Raw genomic sequence first — 15,275 nt, forward strand, 5'->3', positions numbered from 1 at the left:
ACTATGACGGCAAGAATGAAGATTGCAGTGGCAATATATACGACGATGTTCATCATATGCGCCAACCCAGTATTCGCGCTCACAAAGATTATCGTAACCCCGACAGCAAGGACTCTTGGTAAAAACCGCTACTCGTTGGAAATCACACGACGAGGTCAACTACTGAATGCGCAGGCATTAAACGAGGAAGCAGGGGCGAAATTCGGCGTTGGTGATAGGGTACAGTTGGAAGTAAAAACACCAATCGTCAAAAGCGCCAGCGGCACTGTGTTTTTCATTAAATATACCTTTGCATCCGCTGACGATAAGCTGCTGGCCACAGCTGTTGGTATCGATAACATCGGAAGGCGTAATCAGGCAGTGCCATACATTGCAGTGTCGCGGTTGTTCGAGCCGGTCGACTGCACACTTGGGATTGCAAAAGACACAAATGCACAGGTTAAGTATTTTGTCGGGTTTGACTATAGGGTCGGCGATAAGCTGCATATACTGACCGACCGAGACCAGGGGCAAAGAACAATCGACAGCGCAGGCTTTCAATACGATGTATCAAAGATATGGCACGTCAAAAGCGCACTGGAAGCAACTCGGGAAAACGGGACCAACGTTTATATAAAGATCACGTATAACGGCAGATATTAAGCCTCGCGAATCTCGTATCGCACGTGGGTGTAGCTGCCCTCGCGAACCCATACATAGTCGTCTACTGCCGAGCAGCGCTCTTTTCTTTTGTAACTCTCAGGCGGTTCGGCTTCTTGTGTGAGAAGCCAGTCCAGATAGGGGTCGTGTTCTTCACCAGATCTCCAGATCACATTCCCCCAGCCATATGTCTTTCTCGCTCTGCGCTCAGGAGTCTCCGGACTCAGATCCAGCTCTTCTATAATAGGATCGTCAAACCCGCCGATGGGCAGCGCGATGATATAACCATTGGGGGCGTCTATATCGATCTGGAAATGACCAGGCTCACTATGCCATTCCACATCTACGTGACCCTTTGCGGTCTCGATGTGGCCCTTTGCCCACTGTAAGTCCCCCACCCTCGGATGGATCACCACTACGTCTGACTCAGGCATGGACGGCCTCACCCCGAGAATCTCGGCAGGCAGAAAATACGTCGGCGCAGCCGACCATGCATGACAGAGACTGTCGGGGCAAATTTTACCCGTCGGCCAGCTCGGGTCGAATGTTTCCCACCATGTGCTCGCACCCCGCTCAAGCATGCCTCCCCAACATAACCTTATGCGCGCCAGAGCCTTGCTTGCCATTCCCAGCTTGGCCATGGCCAGCAGGACATAGAAATCAAAATAAGGTCCTGAGCTTTGGATCACCGGCTCGCCCTGCGTAAGCACCTTTGCAATATGCTTGCACTTACGATTATCTGCAAGGCCGAATATCACAGCCAGGGTATTTGTCTGGACGCTGAGAGTTTTACTCTTTACTCCATTCACATTGCAATCGACATATGCGCCCAGCTCATCGCTCCAGAAGTGTTCATTGAACTTTTCTCGCACATGCTCGGCTCTCCTGTGCCAGAGCACCGAGTCGTCATTCCTGCCGACTGCTGCCGCCAGCTTGGATGCGTCACGCAGAGCCTGGTAGTAAAACGCATTGTACGCAGCCACCTCGCCATGCTTATCCAAGGGCTCATGGTCGATAAAGAGCCACCACTCATGGTTTGGCACATCCGGGTTCGGCTCCCATGTGAGCAGGCCGTGCTCGCTCTCCTGAGTCCGCAGCCAATTTTCCATAAGCAGTCGCAGATTCTCGTATAGTCGGTTCACCAGCTCGGCATCGCCCGTATACAGATAGTAATCATGCAATATGAGCACCCAGACAAGGTTATAGTCCGGCAATATATGATTTGTGCTCGACGGCCACAAGGCATTGAACAGGCCATTTTCACGCTGGCACTGCACATATTGCCACAGCGCTTTGGCAACCAGTTTGCTGTCGTTGAAGCAGTAGTAGTTCATCAGGGCTTCCACGCGCACATCTCCGGGATACTGGCCGTGCTCGCGCAGTGGGCAGTCCTCGTAATGGTCCTGCATACAGATGCCGAGGGTGTATACGCCGGTCTGCCATATACGATTGAGCAGATCGTCCGAGCACTCGAATGACGACACCTGCTCGACGGGATAGCCTACCTGTTTGATCGACACACAGTCCAGACGCACCGGTCGATCCAAATCTCTGAACGATAGCTGCATATACCTGAAAGCTCGTCGCCCGAAGGTCTCCCAATCCTGCCTGCCGCCGTGCAGGATGAGCCTGTCGGCCTGCAGAATGTCCTGCCTGGTAGGGTTCACCCGGCCATTATCATCCAATGCCTCGCTATAACCTATGTCTATGATCCCTCTGCCGCCGTCGGTGACACATATAGTAGGGAAACCTACAACCTCTCTGCCGAAATCCAGGACTATATACGCATTCTTTGTCGGCGCAATCTCGGAGACACCATTGTCTCTGGTGAGCAGATTGCTCTGATGGATCACTGGACCTTTCTCCGGGTTGGTCTGTTCGCTGTACATGCGCGCCGCGATGTCTATTATAGGGTCGTCATTGGGAGTAAAAGTGCCGCTCTCGATCACCCTGTCGGGAAACCTCTCTTGCTCTTTGAGAGCGGGTATCTGCCTGGGGACCATCTCCAGCCACGGCTCGACACCAACTTCGCCTATAACCTCCGGCTCCTGCCAGGCGGAATCGTCAAAGCCGACCACATTCCAGCCGACCGGCTTTTTGCGGGAGTCGTATATCTCCTGGAAGCCAATTGTCCAAAACATCTGCGCGGAATCATGGTCCCACTCGGGTGCGGGCATGACGCGCCATGTTTCGTCGGTTGCAATGATGGTCTTGCCGCCGCCGTTTGTGATCTCCATCTGAGCGAGCAATCCGCCTGGAGCCTGCGGCCTGCTGTGTGTGCCTACGCCGTAGTTATAGCAGAGCACACCTATGACATTGCCGCCTGGGCGGATATAGCCTCTGATGTCGTAGGAGTCATAATACTGAAATGAGGGGTGGCAGGGGCTGGGTCCACGGCCTACATAATGGCCGTTGACGTATAGCTTATATTCAGTGGAGCACGACACGCATACAGTCGCATTCGATACGGATGCCGCATCAAACTCTTTGCGCGCATACATATAAAAATTGGGCGTACTCGAGTGCGCTCTCGCCCAGATCCATTTTGCATTCCAATCCATACGTGCTGATACTCCAAAAGCCGTCTGCTATGCAACGATAGCATATTAGCGGGAGTTGGGCAAGGTTTTTGATACACAGGGATTTGGAAAGACTTGGAAATAGACAAGGCCGTTTTTGAATTCGTTGCAATAGCTTCCAACACCGATGGCCTATATGTTATAATGCCAGCGACCAGCACGGCTGGAGGAGCATAATGATATCAACATTAGGCAATGTAGTTATTAGGTGCAAGTGGATCGTCTGCCTGATCCTGATCCTGTTCCTGACGGCCTCTCTCGCAGCAGAACCGGATCGAGAAACGCTTTATCAGATAGCAACCATAGACTCGCTCCTTTCGGGCTTGTATGACGGTTGGATCAGCATCGGCCGGTTGACAAAACACGGCGACTTCGGGCTCGGCACATTCGACGGACTCGATGGAGAGATGGTGGTTGTGGACGGTATCGTCTACCAGATCACCTCGGATGGCACATCACGCAAGCCAGACGCTGCTGTGACCACGCCTTTTGCAGCGGTGACGTTCTTCGATAAGGACAAGGTCGCCACGATCCAGGACGAGATGACACTTTCGAGGCTGCAAGAGTTCCTGAACGACATGCTGCCCTCGAAGAACCTGTTCTACGCAATTAGAATCGACGGCACATTCACACGCGTCAGGACGAGGAGCGTTCCCAGGCAGAATAAGCCATACCAGCCCCTCGCAGACGTAACAGTAAAGCAGCCTGTGTTTGAACTCTCTGATGTCGAAGGAAGCATTGTAGCTCTCAGGTGTCCTTACTTCGTGAAGGGCGCGAACGTCCCCGGTTACCATATGCACTTCATTACCTCGGATCGCTCTCAGGGCGGCCACCTGCTGGATTGCAGCATCAAGTGCGGGAAGGTATTGCTTGACATCACCCCGCAGTTCGAGCTTTCTTTGCCGAAAGATGAGAGTTTTTATCGTGCAGACTTCGAGCCAGCTAGCAGTGAAACTCTTGAAAAGGTTGAACAAGGCAAGCAGTAGAGATGTATGGTCGTTTATTTTGATGATCCTCGGACCATCATCATAAACTCATATCCAATAACTCACAACGGTGGATAAAGTGAGAAGCGTCATATTTGCTCTACACACAGTAATTACTTTGGCATTTACATTTCTGCCGGTTCTCTTTTCCTGGTGGATAAATGTGCTCATATATGTTGTGTGGGGCATTCATATAATGATATTCGGGCGCTGCGCTCTTACGATAATCGAGTATGGTAAAGACAGCGAGACCACATTCGGCGAGGAACTCTTAAAAAAGCTCCATATCAATATGAAGAAAGAACACTACTACTACTTCTCAAAATACATCCAGGCTCCTCTTTGTATCGTGCTTTCACTCATCTGGCAGAAAGTGTTGGGATTTGCGCCTCTGATATATTAGGCGAGTCACCGTCAATCCGACGATATGAATAAGTCGGCTATGTCATATTCCTCAAAATGTCCCAATATGCTCCGCGCGCACCGTCTGATATTGCACGGACCAATACGTTGTTGTCGTTATAGTTATAGTTGCTCTCGACCTCTTCGTTGCTGGGCAGGAAAAACCGTTTGTCACCATCGACGAGTTCATGTAGATACTTAACAATCCCCTCGCCCAGGTCGGGTGAGATATAGAACACAGGCTTCAAGAAGTATGGGTTCTCACTCCTGGCTCCGTGAAGATATGGGTTAGTGGCCATATCGCCCATCTTGCGGACATACTCGGCCATAGCGGTCCCCTCATACACGCGCACTCCCATCGCGACTCCGACGCAATCGACGTCTATGCTTCGGACAAAGTCGATTGTCTGCCTCACCGTTTCACGGGTCTCGGTGGGACCGCCTACAAGCAGGTCATACATAAACGGGATGTCGTGCTCATGGCAATGCTTGGCTGTGATCGCAAGGTCATCGGGTGAGAAATGCCTGCCCAGGATGCCGAGGATTGAGGCATTGGCGCTGTCCGCGCCGAAATCGACACCCGCGCAGCCCGATCTCTTGAAAAGATCCGCCATCTCCGCGTCAAATGGGGTCACCGAGCAATAGGCATACCAGCGAATCTTATCGCCGAGCCCCGTATCTATGATCTCACGGCAGACTGCTTTAGCATGATCGGCGGGGATGTTGAACTCGCAGTCGCAGGTGTGAAAGTGATCGATACCCTGATCATAAAGTGCCTTTATTTCATCTACAACGAGCTTCGGCGAACGCACTCTGACGCGCCGTCCCTTGGCCAGAGGATCCGCGCAATATATGCAGGCCATGTTGCAACCGCGCTTGGTCTCGATCCCCGCCTGGCCGCCTTCTTTGAAATAGCGGACATTATTGACGAGAGAGCGACGCCTTGGAGGCAGACTGTCGAGATTGCTCTCAACCATTGGATTGCGCTTGATCGAGTCTTTTTCGCGATAAAGAATGTTTGGCACAGCTTCGATTGGCCGCTTTGAACCCAGCACCTGGAGCAGATGCACAAATCCGGTCTCACCTTCACCCGTGACGGCATAATCAGCGCCGCAGAAATCCATCACTCGCTCCGGAACCACTGAAAAACCTACACCACCCAGCACTATAGGCGCATCGGATTTGCTGCGCAGATGCTCTATCATCTCCTTGATCTCAGGAAGAAAGAATGCACCGCCGCTGAAATAGCAGTCGTCCGTGTTGCGGACTGTAACACCTATCACTTCCGGGTCGAATTCTCGAACAGATGCGCTTATGTCAGAGGCCACATCGTCCGAAAATGACAGGTCCAACAGCCGGAGGTCGTGACCGGCATCAATCAAACCATCAGAAAGATAATCCAGACCGATCGGGGCAACCGCGGGCTTCATGCGGTTTGTATTGACAAGCAGCACCCTCACCGTTTTATCTCGCCGAGCGCCAGACCCAGTTTATATGCGCTGTCAAGGACATCAGTTTTTTTCAGCGCCGCGCCCTTAGGTCCCAGGCCGTCAGCTACGATGCTGCCCACAAGCTTCACACCCAGATAGTCAAAACTAAGATCGAACATTCTGAGCATCAGCTCAGCCGCAGAAGGTCCCTCTTCTTCATATGCTGTCACCAATACAACTGACTTGCCCTCTATGAGGGGTTTGCCTTGTGCGTGATTGAAGACTACGAAACGGTCTATGAAAGCTTTCATGATGGCGGTAGGAGCATACCAGTATACAGGTGTGGCAAACAATAGGACATCGGAATCGGAGATGATGTCGTAGAGCGATGTCATATCATCGTCAATAGCGCACTTTCTGCCGTTTTTCCAGCACATGCTGCAGCCTACGCAGCCCCTGATGTTGAGCTTGCGCAGCGCTATGGTCTTAGTATCTAGACCCGCGTCACGAGCACCATCTATTACCCTCAATGCGATGATGTCGGTATTGCCGTCTGCGCGAGGACTGCCAAGAAATGTCGTCAGTTTCATTTGCCTACCACTCCTACGATTTGTTTTATGTCGCTTACATTGGTCGACATCAGATATTCCTGAATGCCTTCTATAATCTCCACCGCGGCCATGGGATTCACGAAATTTCCGGTGCCGACTGCAACCGCATCAGCCCCTGCAAGCATAAACTCGACCGCATCCGTTGCATTCATAATCCCGCCCATACCTATGATCGGGACATCTACAGCCTGCGCAACCTGCCAGACCATTCGCAGAGCAATGGGCTTGATTGCCGGGCCGGAAAGCCCGCCTGTGATATTGGCGAGCCTGAATTTTTTTTGCCATGGGTCGATTGCAACCCCGAGAAGAGTATTTATCAGGGACAACGCGTCACTGCCAGCTTCGACAGCCGTTTTTGCGATTGACACAACGTCTGTCACATTTGGCGAGAGCTTGGTTATCAGGGTGAGGTCCGTTACTGATCGCACGGCGCTGACGACTTCTGCTATGCCCTCGGGGCTGTTTCCAAAAGCAAGGCAGCCTTTTTTTACATTGGGACAGGAGACGTTAAGCTCCAGGCCGTGGACGCCTTCGGTCTTGCCGAGAACCTCCGATACACGGGCGTATTCATCCACGCTCTGGCCGACCACATTCACAATCACCGGCACGTCGAACTGCCTCAAAAACGGCAGCTTCTCGTTTACAAAGGCGTCGAGGCCATCATTTTGCAAACCTATAGCGTTGAGCATGCCCGAGGATGTCTCGACTGTGCGGGGATAATCATTACCCGGCCAAGGCTCAAGTGATGTTCCCTTAACTGTGATCGCACCCAGCCTGCCCAGGTCATAGAAATCTGCCATCTCCTGGCCGGACCCGAAAGTGCCCGAGGCTACCGTGACCGGATTTTTCATCTTGATCTTGCCGATATTCACACTGAGGTCAGGTGTAGTTAGTCCCATATTATGTCCTCCGCATTGAACACCGGACCGTCCTTGCATACTCTCTCACGATGCCAATCAGTGCCGGATGTGTCCCCCGGCACTGCACCTTTGATCTTTTGCACGCAGCCCATACATACTCCCAAACCGCAGGCCATATTGTTTTCAAGTGACACCTGGCAGCTCGACACACCCGCCTCGTGAGCAATTCTTGCGACTTCACGCATCATGGCATTGGGTCCACAGGAATATATTCTAGTCGGAGAGTGGAGAGTGGAGAGTGAAGAGTCCAGATGGCGCTTCAGCAGTTCTGTTACGAGACCATGATGACCGTAAGTCCCGTCATCCGTCGAGACTTCTACTTCGACTCCATGCGAGATGAACTCAGCCTCACAGAGCACCGCATCTTTACTCCGGCTTCCTACAAGCACCTTGACATTTTTACATCCCCATAAGGCGCAGAGCCTGTCGCTCAGAAAGTGCAGCGGAGCCGCGCCGCAGCCTCCCGCAACCAATATATGCTGCGCATCGGGCGAATTGCCCAGATCGAACCCGCGCCCCAATGGCCCCACCACGCTTATATTCTCACCCGAGGTGATCTTTGTCATCATAGCAGTACCCTTGCCTACCAGCACATAGAGCAGTGAGAAAAGACCCTCGCTCGGGTAGACGGCATGCACCGAAAACGGACGCCTGAGCAGTGGATCCGTAGTGGTGGCGGACACCTGCACATTCACAAACTGCCCCGGCTGAGCCTGGCATGCTATTTCAGGACAGCGCAGCAGCGAACGTATTACTCCTGGTGATACCTCGCTCTGTGCTATCACTTCGCAATTATATATACCTTTCATTGAACCCCCGTGCATATTATTCGCCGAGACCAATCAATGGTTCTTCATCGCTTTCGGTAGTCATTTCAGACCAGTTCTTGCCCGACTTAACGTCCACCCTCAGTGGGACATGCAAATCCATAGCTTGCTCCATGCCCTCACGAACCAGATTGCACGCTGTTTCAAGCTCGTCCGGCGGAACCTCAAGCAAAAGCTCATCGTGGACCTGCAAAAGCATCTTACTCGACAACCCGGTCTCTTTCAAAGCATCGTGCACTTTTATCATGGCAGTCTTCATGATATCAGCGGCTGTGCCCTGAATTGGCATATTGACCGCTGCGCGCTCGGCGAACTGTCTTATGTTTCTGTTGGAATTGTTGATATCCTGCATATACCTGCGGCGGCCTATGAGGGTGGTCACATATCCATTTTCGCGGGCGATGGCTATCGTCTCGTCGGTAAATGTCCGCACACCGGGGAACCTGGCAAAATAGGTTTCGATGAAGTCATGAGCCTCTTTAACGGATACACCAAGCGCTTTTGAGAGAGTGAAGTCGGCCATGCCGTAGATGACAGCAAAGTTCACCGTCTTTGCGCGTCTGCGCATCTCGGGGCTGACATCGGACGGCTCCACGCTAAAGAGAGTGCAGGCTGTGGCAGTATGGATATCCTCATTGTTCTCGAATGCCTTGACCAGACCTGTGTCACCCGTGACATGAGCCAATATCCTGAGTTCGATCTGAGAGTAATCGGCTGAAACAAGTAAATTATCTCCGGCAGCGACAAATGCTTTCCTGATCTGCCTGCCCAGTTCCGTTCTGACCGGGATGTTTTGAAGATTAGGGTCACTCGATGATAAGCGCCCAGTTGCTGTGACTGCCTGGTTCAAAGATGTGTGAATCCGGCCTGTTCTCGGGTTTATGAGCTTGGGAAGCGAATCGGCATAGGTCGATTTGATCTTGGTCAGTTCGCGATATCGCAGAATATCGGCGACTATCGGGTTCTCCGCTGCAAGCTCTTCAAGAGCGGATGCGCTGGTCGAGTAACCTGTCTTGGTCTTTTTGGAAGCCTGCAGGCCGAGCTTTTCAAACAGGATAGTTTGAAGCTGTTTGGGAGAGCCGATGTTGAACTCTTCACCCGCCTGGTCATAAACCCTTTGAGCCACATCGCGTATATCGACGTCAAGCGTGACCGAAAGCGCGCCCAACTGTTCCACATCCACCGCGACACCGTTAAGCTCCATTTCGGCAAGAATAGGAGCCAGCGGCAGTTCGACATTGGTATACAGGTCCATCAGACCGTCATTTTCCAAGCGAGACTCGATAGGCTGGCGGACTCGATATATGGCCTCGGCCTCACCACAGACCAGAGTGGCATCATCAATCTGCCCATCCTGCTTTGAGGTCACACCCGGCAGTTCAAGAGAAAGCTGCTCGAAGGCGACATCTCCTATCTCAAACGAACCTCTGGACGAATCGATCAGATATGCGCCAAGCATGGAATCGAATGTCGCTCCCCTGAGTGAGACACCTCGCAGGGCAAGAGCTGCATGATTGAGCTTTGAGTCATGGCAATATTTTTCTATCTTATCCGACTCCAGAACTTCCTTAAATGCGCTAAGATCAGCCTGGAACGGACCATCAAATCCCAACTCAAGCGAGCCTGTCGATTTCTTGGCGGGATCGATTACCTGGACATACGCTGTCTTGCCTATACCCATGCAGAAACTGATTCCAATGATCTCTGCATCAATCGACTTGCCGTTTGCCGTATGGCATTGCATGGCGAAACCACCATCTGCTTTTAGCGAGTCGATGAGTTTATTGAGTTCATCTGCAGACTCGATGCGGCGGCATGCCCCCAGAGCAATTCTCTCCTCCGGTGCGGCTTTGCCTTCGGCCATGCCCACTTCAGGCAGCCGCTTGAGCATTGTTTTGAACTCGAGCTTTACGAACAGATCACGCAGGGCGTTATAATCCGGTTCGCGCCTGGCGTAATCATCCAGGTCCAGCTTTTCAGGCAGGTCGGTGACAATAGTAGCAAGGTGCTTGGAGAGATGTGCCATTTCTTCATTTGCCTGCAGCGCCTTCTTGGCTTTGCCCTCAGGCAGGTCATTGATATGATCGAGCAGATTTTCGAGTGTGCCATATTCCTGAAGCAGACTAACCGCAGTCTTATCGCCGATACCTGGCACGCCGGGAATATTGTCTGACGGGTCACCCTTAAGCGCCTTATAGTCGATCATCTGATCGGGAGTGAGTCCGAAGCGCTCTTTTACGGCATCCGGGTCGTATTCGACAGTATCGGTAACGCCCTTTACAGTGGTCATCACCTTTACATGGTCGTTGACAAGCTGAAGGGCATCCAGGTCGCCCGTGACAATGGTGGTCTCCCAACCACGAGCAGTAGCTTCTTTAGCCATAGAGCCGATGATGTCGTCCGCCTCGTAGCCCGGCATCTCGATCACCGGCACGTTGAATGCCCGGATAAGCTCACGCGCCACCGGAGACTGCTCTATCAGCGCATCCGGCACTGCTTTGCGGTGTGCTTTATACTCTTCATATTCTTTATGCCTGAAGGTCGGCACGGGTGTGTCGAAAGCAACGGCTATATAGTCAGGCTTTTCATCAAAGAGCCTGAGGAGCATCATGGTCAAGGCATAGACTGCATTTGTCGGCTGGCCACTGGCAGTCGACAGATACCGCATGGCAAAAAATGCGCGATACAGCAGGCTGTTGCCGTCTATTACTACAAGTCTCTTCTTATCTGTCATTATCACCTCGGAGACGGTGTGGTTTCCTGATTTCTCAAGAGCAGTTCCAATGCCCTTCGCATGGCTGCGCTGTCCAGCTCTGCCGAGGCTCTGGACGACTCTCCGCCGAGAATGCTCTGCAATAAGCCCTTGCGGCCATATTCGACAACTTTGGGTGTGCCTGTTATACCCCCGGCTTTTGCCGCAGCGGCTACTGTCTCATGCAGTCCACCTATCTCGTCGACTAGTTTAACTTTAAGAGCCTGATCGCCTGTGAAAATGCGTCCATCAGCTATCTTTTTGACCTGGTCGAACGGCAATTTACGGCCCTTGGAGACTGCATTAACAAAGTTAACGTATGTCGTGTTTATAATCCCCTGGAGCAGAGCCCGCTCCTCGGAAGTGATGGCTCTATTCGGTGAGCCAATGTCCTTGAATTTACCCGACTTGATGACCTCGGGACGATAGCCTATCTTCTTATACAGCTCGCTCATGTCCGCAGTAGAAAAGATGACGCCGATGCTTCCTGTAATCGAGCTTGCATCCGAGTATATCCTGGTGCAGGGCGAAGCTATATAGTATCCGCCGGATGCGGCCAGATCACCCATAGAAACATACACCACCTTGCCCGATTTACGCACACGGTTGATCTCGTTATAGACCTCTTCAGAGCCTGCGGGGCTGCCGCCGGGGCTGTTGATCCTGATTACGATGGCCTTTGCGCCGCTGTTTTTTCGCGCATTCTCGAGCTGCTCGACTATATCTTCCGAGCCGGAGACACTTCCACCAAAAGGACTACTGCTGCTAGTGCCTGCAGTTATCACTCCATTGACCCGTATCAGCGCAACGTGCGGTCCGCGCTCCATTGCCGCGCCGCTCCCGCCTCCGACTATGGCACCGATGATACCAATAGTGAATATGAACAACACGAACAGCACAACAAGCACGATTACTATAGGGACCCAGTTTCTGGATCTGGGTTGATATGGAACATACTGCCATACGCCAGGTGGCGGAACCTGGTATCCGCCCGGCGGAACCCCTGGTCCGGGTGCATATTGCCTCTGCGAAGATTGACTGTATTGCTGCTGCTCCTGCCGGGGCTGCTCAGGCTCCTGTGGTCTGTCTTGCATATCGTCGTTCATGGCTATCCCCTTGTTGACAGTTAGAGATGGAAAAAGTATAATTTCATATCGCGCCGGAGTGGCGGAATGGCAGACGCAGTGGTCTCAAAAACCACCGAGGGCAACCTCATATCGGTTCGACTCCGATCTCCGGCACCACCATTCGCCGCAGCTAGTATACCCCCAACGGCAGTATTCAGGCAAGCGATTCCAGCCGACGGTTTGGAGCAATGCTCAAAATTGAAAACCTGACAAAGATATATCCGAACGGGACCAGGGCACTAAACTCAGTATCGCTGGAAGTGCCCACGGGTCAGTTTGTCGCGATAATAGGACTGTCAGGCTCGGGTAAGAGCACACTGCTCCGCTGTATCAACCGCCTCATCGAACCCACATCCGGCAAAATTTTCCTTGACGATATCGAAATCACAGCCGCAAAGGACCTCAGAGAAGTTCGCAGACGGATCGGGATGATATTCCAGCATTTCAACCTCGTGAAGCGCTCAAACGTATTGACAAATGTCCTTGCAGGCAGGCTGGGATATACAAACCCCATAACAAGCCTGGCACATGTATTCGGCAGCCAGGATATAGTGGACGCAAGAGACAATCTGGCCAGGGTCGGACTGCTGGATAAAGAATCTGAACGTGCGGACTCGCTTTCGGGCGGTCAGCAGCAGCGTGTCGGTATTGCACGTGCCCTTATGCAAAAACCTGAGCTTATTCTGGCTGATGAACCCGTAGCCTCTCTCGACCCGGCAACTGCGCACACAGTGCTTGACCACCTGGAACAAATGAACAAGCGCGACGGTATGACTGTGCTGTGCAATTTGCACTTTTTGAGCCTTGCAAGGAGATACGCCAACCGGGTGGTCGCACTCAAAGCCGGAGAAATCGTCTTTGACGGGCTGCCGAGCGAAATTGACCAGACCAGGTTCAAACAGATTTATGGCGAGGACGCCGAGCAGGTGGAGATATCCTGATGAACAAGCAGACAAAGTCGGTCCGGGGCAGGAATACCCCGGACAATCAAGTCAGGCCACCAAAGAGTCCGATACTGGCTGCGGTGCTATCGGCTGTAATACCCGGACTGGGTCAGATATACGCAGGCAAGCCGACAAGAGGCATCTCGCTTTTGATCGGGCTTGTGGCACAGGCTGCACTCTTTTATGGTGTGGGCATGCCGTATCTCGCCGGTTGGATAGCGCTGATCTGGCTGTGGAACATATGGGATGCAAGATGTCTGGCAAAAGGTGTCTTGGCATCGGCTGCCGGACCTGTCATTCTCATACTACTGCTCAACTTCATAGCTGCATGGAAAGTAACCGATATACACGTCCCATCACTGCAATCGGAACAGAGAAGCGTGATAGGCCATATAGTCTCAGGACTGGGTAACCCGGACTTTGTCTCACGCAAAACCAAACAATTTAGCGCAACGGCCAAATATGTAGTTGCCGGACCGGGCGCACCAAAGGTGATTCAACAGCCCAAGACAAAACCTGGTGAGCCGGAAATTTCAGTTAGTCCAGACAAGGTCAGGAATGGTGAGTCGGTTACTGTCGTGGGAAAAAACTTTGCACCCAACTTGAAAGGTTCTCTGATTCTGCTTGGGGCTGATGAGATGAGCGTCGGATCGTTTCACACCGGCAACAAAGGTCAGTTCGCAAAGGCTTTTCCAAACCCGCGCTATATACCCGGCGACTATTTCGTGCAGGCGAGAATGGATGTGCCGATGGGCGGATGGAGTTTGAGCAGCACACTCAAGGACGCCGCACCCAGGATGTTCGAGACCATATACCTTGCATTTATCGGCACTGCGCTCTCACTGATCTTTGCGCTGCCTTTGAGCTTTCTGGGCGCACGTAATCTGATGTCGGGGAATGCATTTCTCAAAGCCATTTACGGCATTGTGAGGGGACTTTTCAGCGTGCTGCGATCTGTGGAGGTGCTGATAATAGCCGTGATTGCTGTGGCAGCTGTGGGGATCGGACCCTTTGCAGGCGTGTTGGCTCTGGCAATCCATGGGATAGGTGCGTTGGGAAAGCTATATTCGGAGGCAATCGAAAGTATAGAGCATGGTCCCATAGAGGCTATCAAATCGACTGGCGCAAGCGACATTCAGGTGACGGCCTACGCAGTTGTGCCGCAGGTTGTGCCGCAGTTTATTGCGTTCACACTGTATCGCTGGGACATAAACGTGCGCATGGCTACCGTTATCGGCCTTGTCGGAGGCGGCGGCATAGGTTATCAACTGATCCAGTATATGAACCTGCTGCAATGGCGGCAGGCCGCGACAGCAATATGGCTGATCGCGGGAGTGGTCATGCTGATGGATTATGCGAGCGCCGTGATCAGGGAAAAGATAGTCTGATGCCGGACTTCCAGGCTCAGTTATAGCACCGTTATTTCAGCGGTCACACAACTTGAACCGGTGCTGTTGCTCTCGATTATATAGTAGCTTTGCACGCCCGACTCAAACAAATATGTTGAAAATTTCTTTCCCCCTGTTAAATACATACTCTCGAATTTTCCATCCGGTGTTGGGACACCATATAGCACCAGTGAACATGATGTAGTTGAGTCTGCAACGCGGTATTTATATTTTCCGGCTCTGGAAAAGCCGCTATACGAACCGGTCATCAACGGCTCGATCGCCATACTCTTGATCACCTTATTGGAAGCATTGAGAATTTCAACAACGATGCTGTTTTCCGTATCCATGTTGCGCCAGACGATCGTGTCACCAAAGTCCGCATCAAGACTGTCCGGCGAAAATGTGCCGCCGACAAGACAGGATATATCGCGCGTTGTAGGATGCCTGACTGGCTCAAGAGTGCCGCTTACAATTTTGATGGTGCTTGAAGTATTATTGACCCAAACGACTTTGTTTCCCTGAGAAACTGAAGTGTCTGCCGGCGATGATCTTGTTGATGCGACATCAATCTCTGAGTTTCTGATTGAAGAACCGGAACCACCGCCACAACCAACCATACCCAGTATGCAAACAAACGCAGCCATTACATTATAAAGTCTGACCACCC

General features: G+C 52.1%; 13 protein-coding genes and 1 tRNA gene. 6 read left to right on the forward strand and 8 right to left on the reverse strand.

The window, feature by feature from the left end:
- The first annotated feature begins 15 nt into the window (after window positions 1–15).
- Entirely contained in the window at window positions 16–642 is a 627-nt protein-coding gene (locus tag LLG46_09275) for a hypothetical protein (GenBank protein ID MCE5323488.1), read from the forward strand.
- Here the strand turns inward: LLG46_09275 and LLG46_09280 are convergent.
- A complete protein-coding gene (locus LLG46_09280; GenBank protein ID MCE5323489.1) occupies window positions 639–3,200 on the reverse strand; it encodes a glycoside hydrolase family 78 protein in 2,562 nt (853 codons plus the stop codon). The two genes, LLG46_09275 and LLG46_09280, sit on opposite strands and share 4 nt — an antisense overlap.
- A 194-nt stretch (window positions 3,201–3,394) precedes the next feature.
- Between LLG46_09280 and budA the strand changes: the two genes are divergently transcribed.
- Window positions 3,395–4,204 (forward strand): acetolactate decarboxylase, encoded by an 810-nt coding sequence (budA, locus tag LLG46_09285; GenBank protein ID MCE5323490.1) that lies wholly within the window; start codon window positions 3,395–3,397, stop codon window positions 4,202–4,204.
- 79 nt (window positions 4,205–4,283) lie between these two features.
- Window positions 4,284–4,607: a hypothetical protein gene (locus LLG46_09290; protein ID MCE5323491.1), complete on the forward strand. Its 324-nt coding sequence runs from the start codon at window positions 4,284–4,286 to the stop codon at window positions 4,605–4,607.
- A gap of 37 nt (window positions 4,608–4,644) precedes the next feature.
- On the opposite strand, the gene LLG46_09295 is transcribed toward LLG46_09290, so the two are convergent.
- The 6 genes from LLG46_09295 to sppA are packed head-to-tail and all read right to left on the reverse strand — an operon-like array spanning window position 4,645 to window position 12,252.
- Window positions 4,645–6,066 (reverse strand): cobalamin-dependent protein, encoded by a 1,422-nt coding sequence (locus tag LLG46_09295; protein ID MCE5323492.1) that lies wholly within the window; start codon window positions 6,064–6,066, stop codon window positions 4,645–4,647.
- A complete protein-coding gene (locus tag LLG46_09300) occupies window positions 6,063–6,626 on the reverse strand; it encodes a flavodoxin family protein (GenBank protein ID MCE5323493.1) in 564 nt (187 codons plus the stop codon). Before LLG46_09300 ends, LLG46_09295 begins: the two co-directional genes overlap by 4 nt.
- A complete protein-coding gene (locus LLG46_09305) occupies window positions 6,623–7,546 on the reverse strand; it encodes a dihydroorotate dehydrogenase (protein MCE5323494.1) in 924 nt (307 codons plus the stop codon). Before LLG46_09305 ends, LLG46_09300 begins: the two co-directional genes overlap by 4 nt.
- Window positions 7,537–8,376, reverse strand: a complete 840-nt coding sequence (locus tag LLG46_09310; protein MCE5323495.1) for a dihydroorotate dehydrogenase electron transfer subunit — start codon at window positions 8,374–8,376, stop codon at window positions 7,537–7,539. The genes LLG46_09305 and LLG46_09310 overlap by 10 nt, the downstream gene beginning before the upstream one ends.
- 16 nt (window positions 8,377–8,392) lie before the next feature.
- On the reverse strand, window positions 8,393–11,128 hold the full coding sequence (gene polA, locus LLG46_09315; GenBank protein ID MCE5323496.1) for a DNA polymerase I: 2,736 nt from the start codon (window positions 11,126–11,128) through the stop codon (window positions 8,393–8,395).
- Window positions 11,129–11,130: 2 nt separating this feature from the next.
- Window positions 11,131–12,252 (reverse strand): signal peptide peptidase SppA, encoded by a 1,122-nt coding sequence (gene sppA, locus LLG46_09320; GenBank protein ID MCE5323497.1) that lies wholly within the window; start codon window positions 12,250–12,252, stop codon window positions 11,131–11,133.
- Window positions 12,253–12,304: 52 nt separating this feature from the next.
- On the opposite strand from sppA, the gene LLG46_09325 reads away from it, so the two are divergent.
- From LLG46_09325 to phnE, 3 genes are all read left to right on the forward strand, one after another.
- A tRNA-Leu gene (locus LLG46_09325) sits at window positions 12,305–12,390 on the forward strand.
- Between the two features lie 71 nt (window positions 12,391–12,461).
- Window positions 12,462–13,214 (forward strand): phosphonate ABC transporter ATP-binding protein, encoded by a 753-nt coding sequence (gene phnC / locus LLG46_09330; protein MCE5323498.1) that lies wholly within the window; start codon window positions 12,462–12,464, stop codon window positions 13,212–13,214.
- A complete protein-coding gene (gene phnE, locus LLG46_09335) occupies window positions 13,214–14,605 on the forward strand; it encodes a phosphonate ABC transporter, permease protein PhnE (GenBank protein MCE5323499.1) in 1,392 nt (463 codons plus the stop codon). Before phnC ends, phnE begins: the two co-directional genes overlap by 1 nt.
- Before the next feature lie 20 nt (window positions 14,606–14,625).
- On the opposite strand, the gene LLG46_09340 is transcribed toward phnE, so the two are convergent.
- Window positions 14,626–15,273 (reverse strand): hypothetical protein, encoded by a 648-nt coding sequence (locus tag LLG46_09340; protein MCE5323500.1) that lies wholly within the window; start codon window positions 15,271–15,273, stop codon window positions 14,626–14,628.
- Between the last annotated feature and the right edge of the window lie 2 nt (window positions 15,274–15,275).

Source organism: bacterium, from assembly GCA_021371935.1.
Taxonomy (GTDB): domain Bacteria; phylum Armatimonadota; class UBA5829; order UBA5829; family UBA5829; genus UBA5829.

Bases quoted from the DNA above. Each gene is read 5' to 3' on its own strand.
- LLG46_09275 (MCE5323488.1), top strand. From the start codon at position 16: ATGAAGATTGCAGTGGCAATATATACGACGATGTTCATCATATGCGCC.
- LLG46_09280 (MCE5323489.1), bottom strand. From the start codon at position 3,200: ATGGATTGGAATGCAAAATGGATCTGGGCGAGAGCGCACTCGAGTACG.
- budA (MCE5323490.1), top strand. From the start codon at position 3,395: ATGATATCAACATTAGGCAATGTAGTTATTAGGTGCAAGTGGATCGTC.
- LLG46_09300 (MCE5323493.1), bottom strand. From the start codon at position 6,626: ATGAAACTGACGACATTTCTTGGCAGTCCTCGCGCAGACGGCAATACC.
- LLG46_09305 (MCE5323494.1), bottom strand. From the start codon at position 7,546: ATGGGACTAACTACACCTGACCTCAGTGTGAATATCGGCAAGATCAAG.
- LLG46_09310 (MCE5323495.1), bottom strand. From the start codon at position 8,376: ATGAAAGGTATATATAATTGCGAAGTGATAGCACAGAGCGAGGTATCA.
- polA (MCE5323496.1), bottom strand. From the start codon at position 11,128: ATGACAGATAAGAAGAGACTTGTAGTAATAGACGGCAACAGCCTGCTG.
- sppA (MCE5323497.1), bottom strand. From the start codon at position 12,252: ATGAACGACGATATGCAAGACAGACCACAGGAGCCTGAGCAGCCCCGG.
- phnC (MCE5323498.1), top strand. From the start codon at position 12,462: ATGCTCAAAATTGAAAACCTGACAAAGATATATCCGAACGGGACCAGG.
- phnE (MCE5323499.1), top strand. From the start codon at position 13,214: ATGAACAAGCAGACAAAGTCGGTCCGGGGCAGGAATACCCCGGACAAT.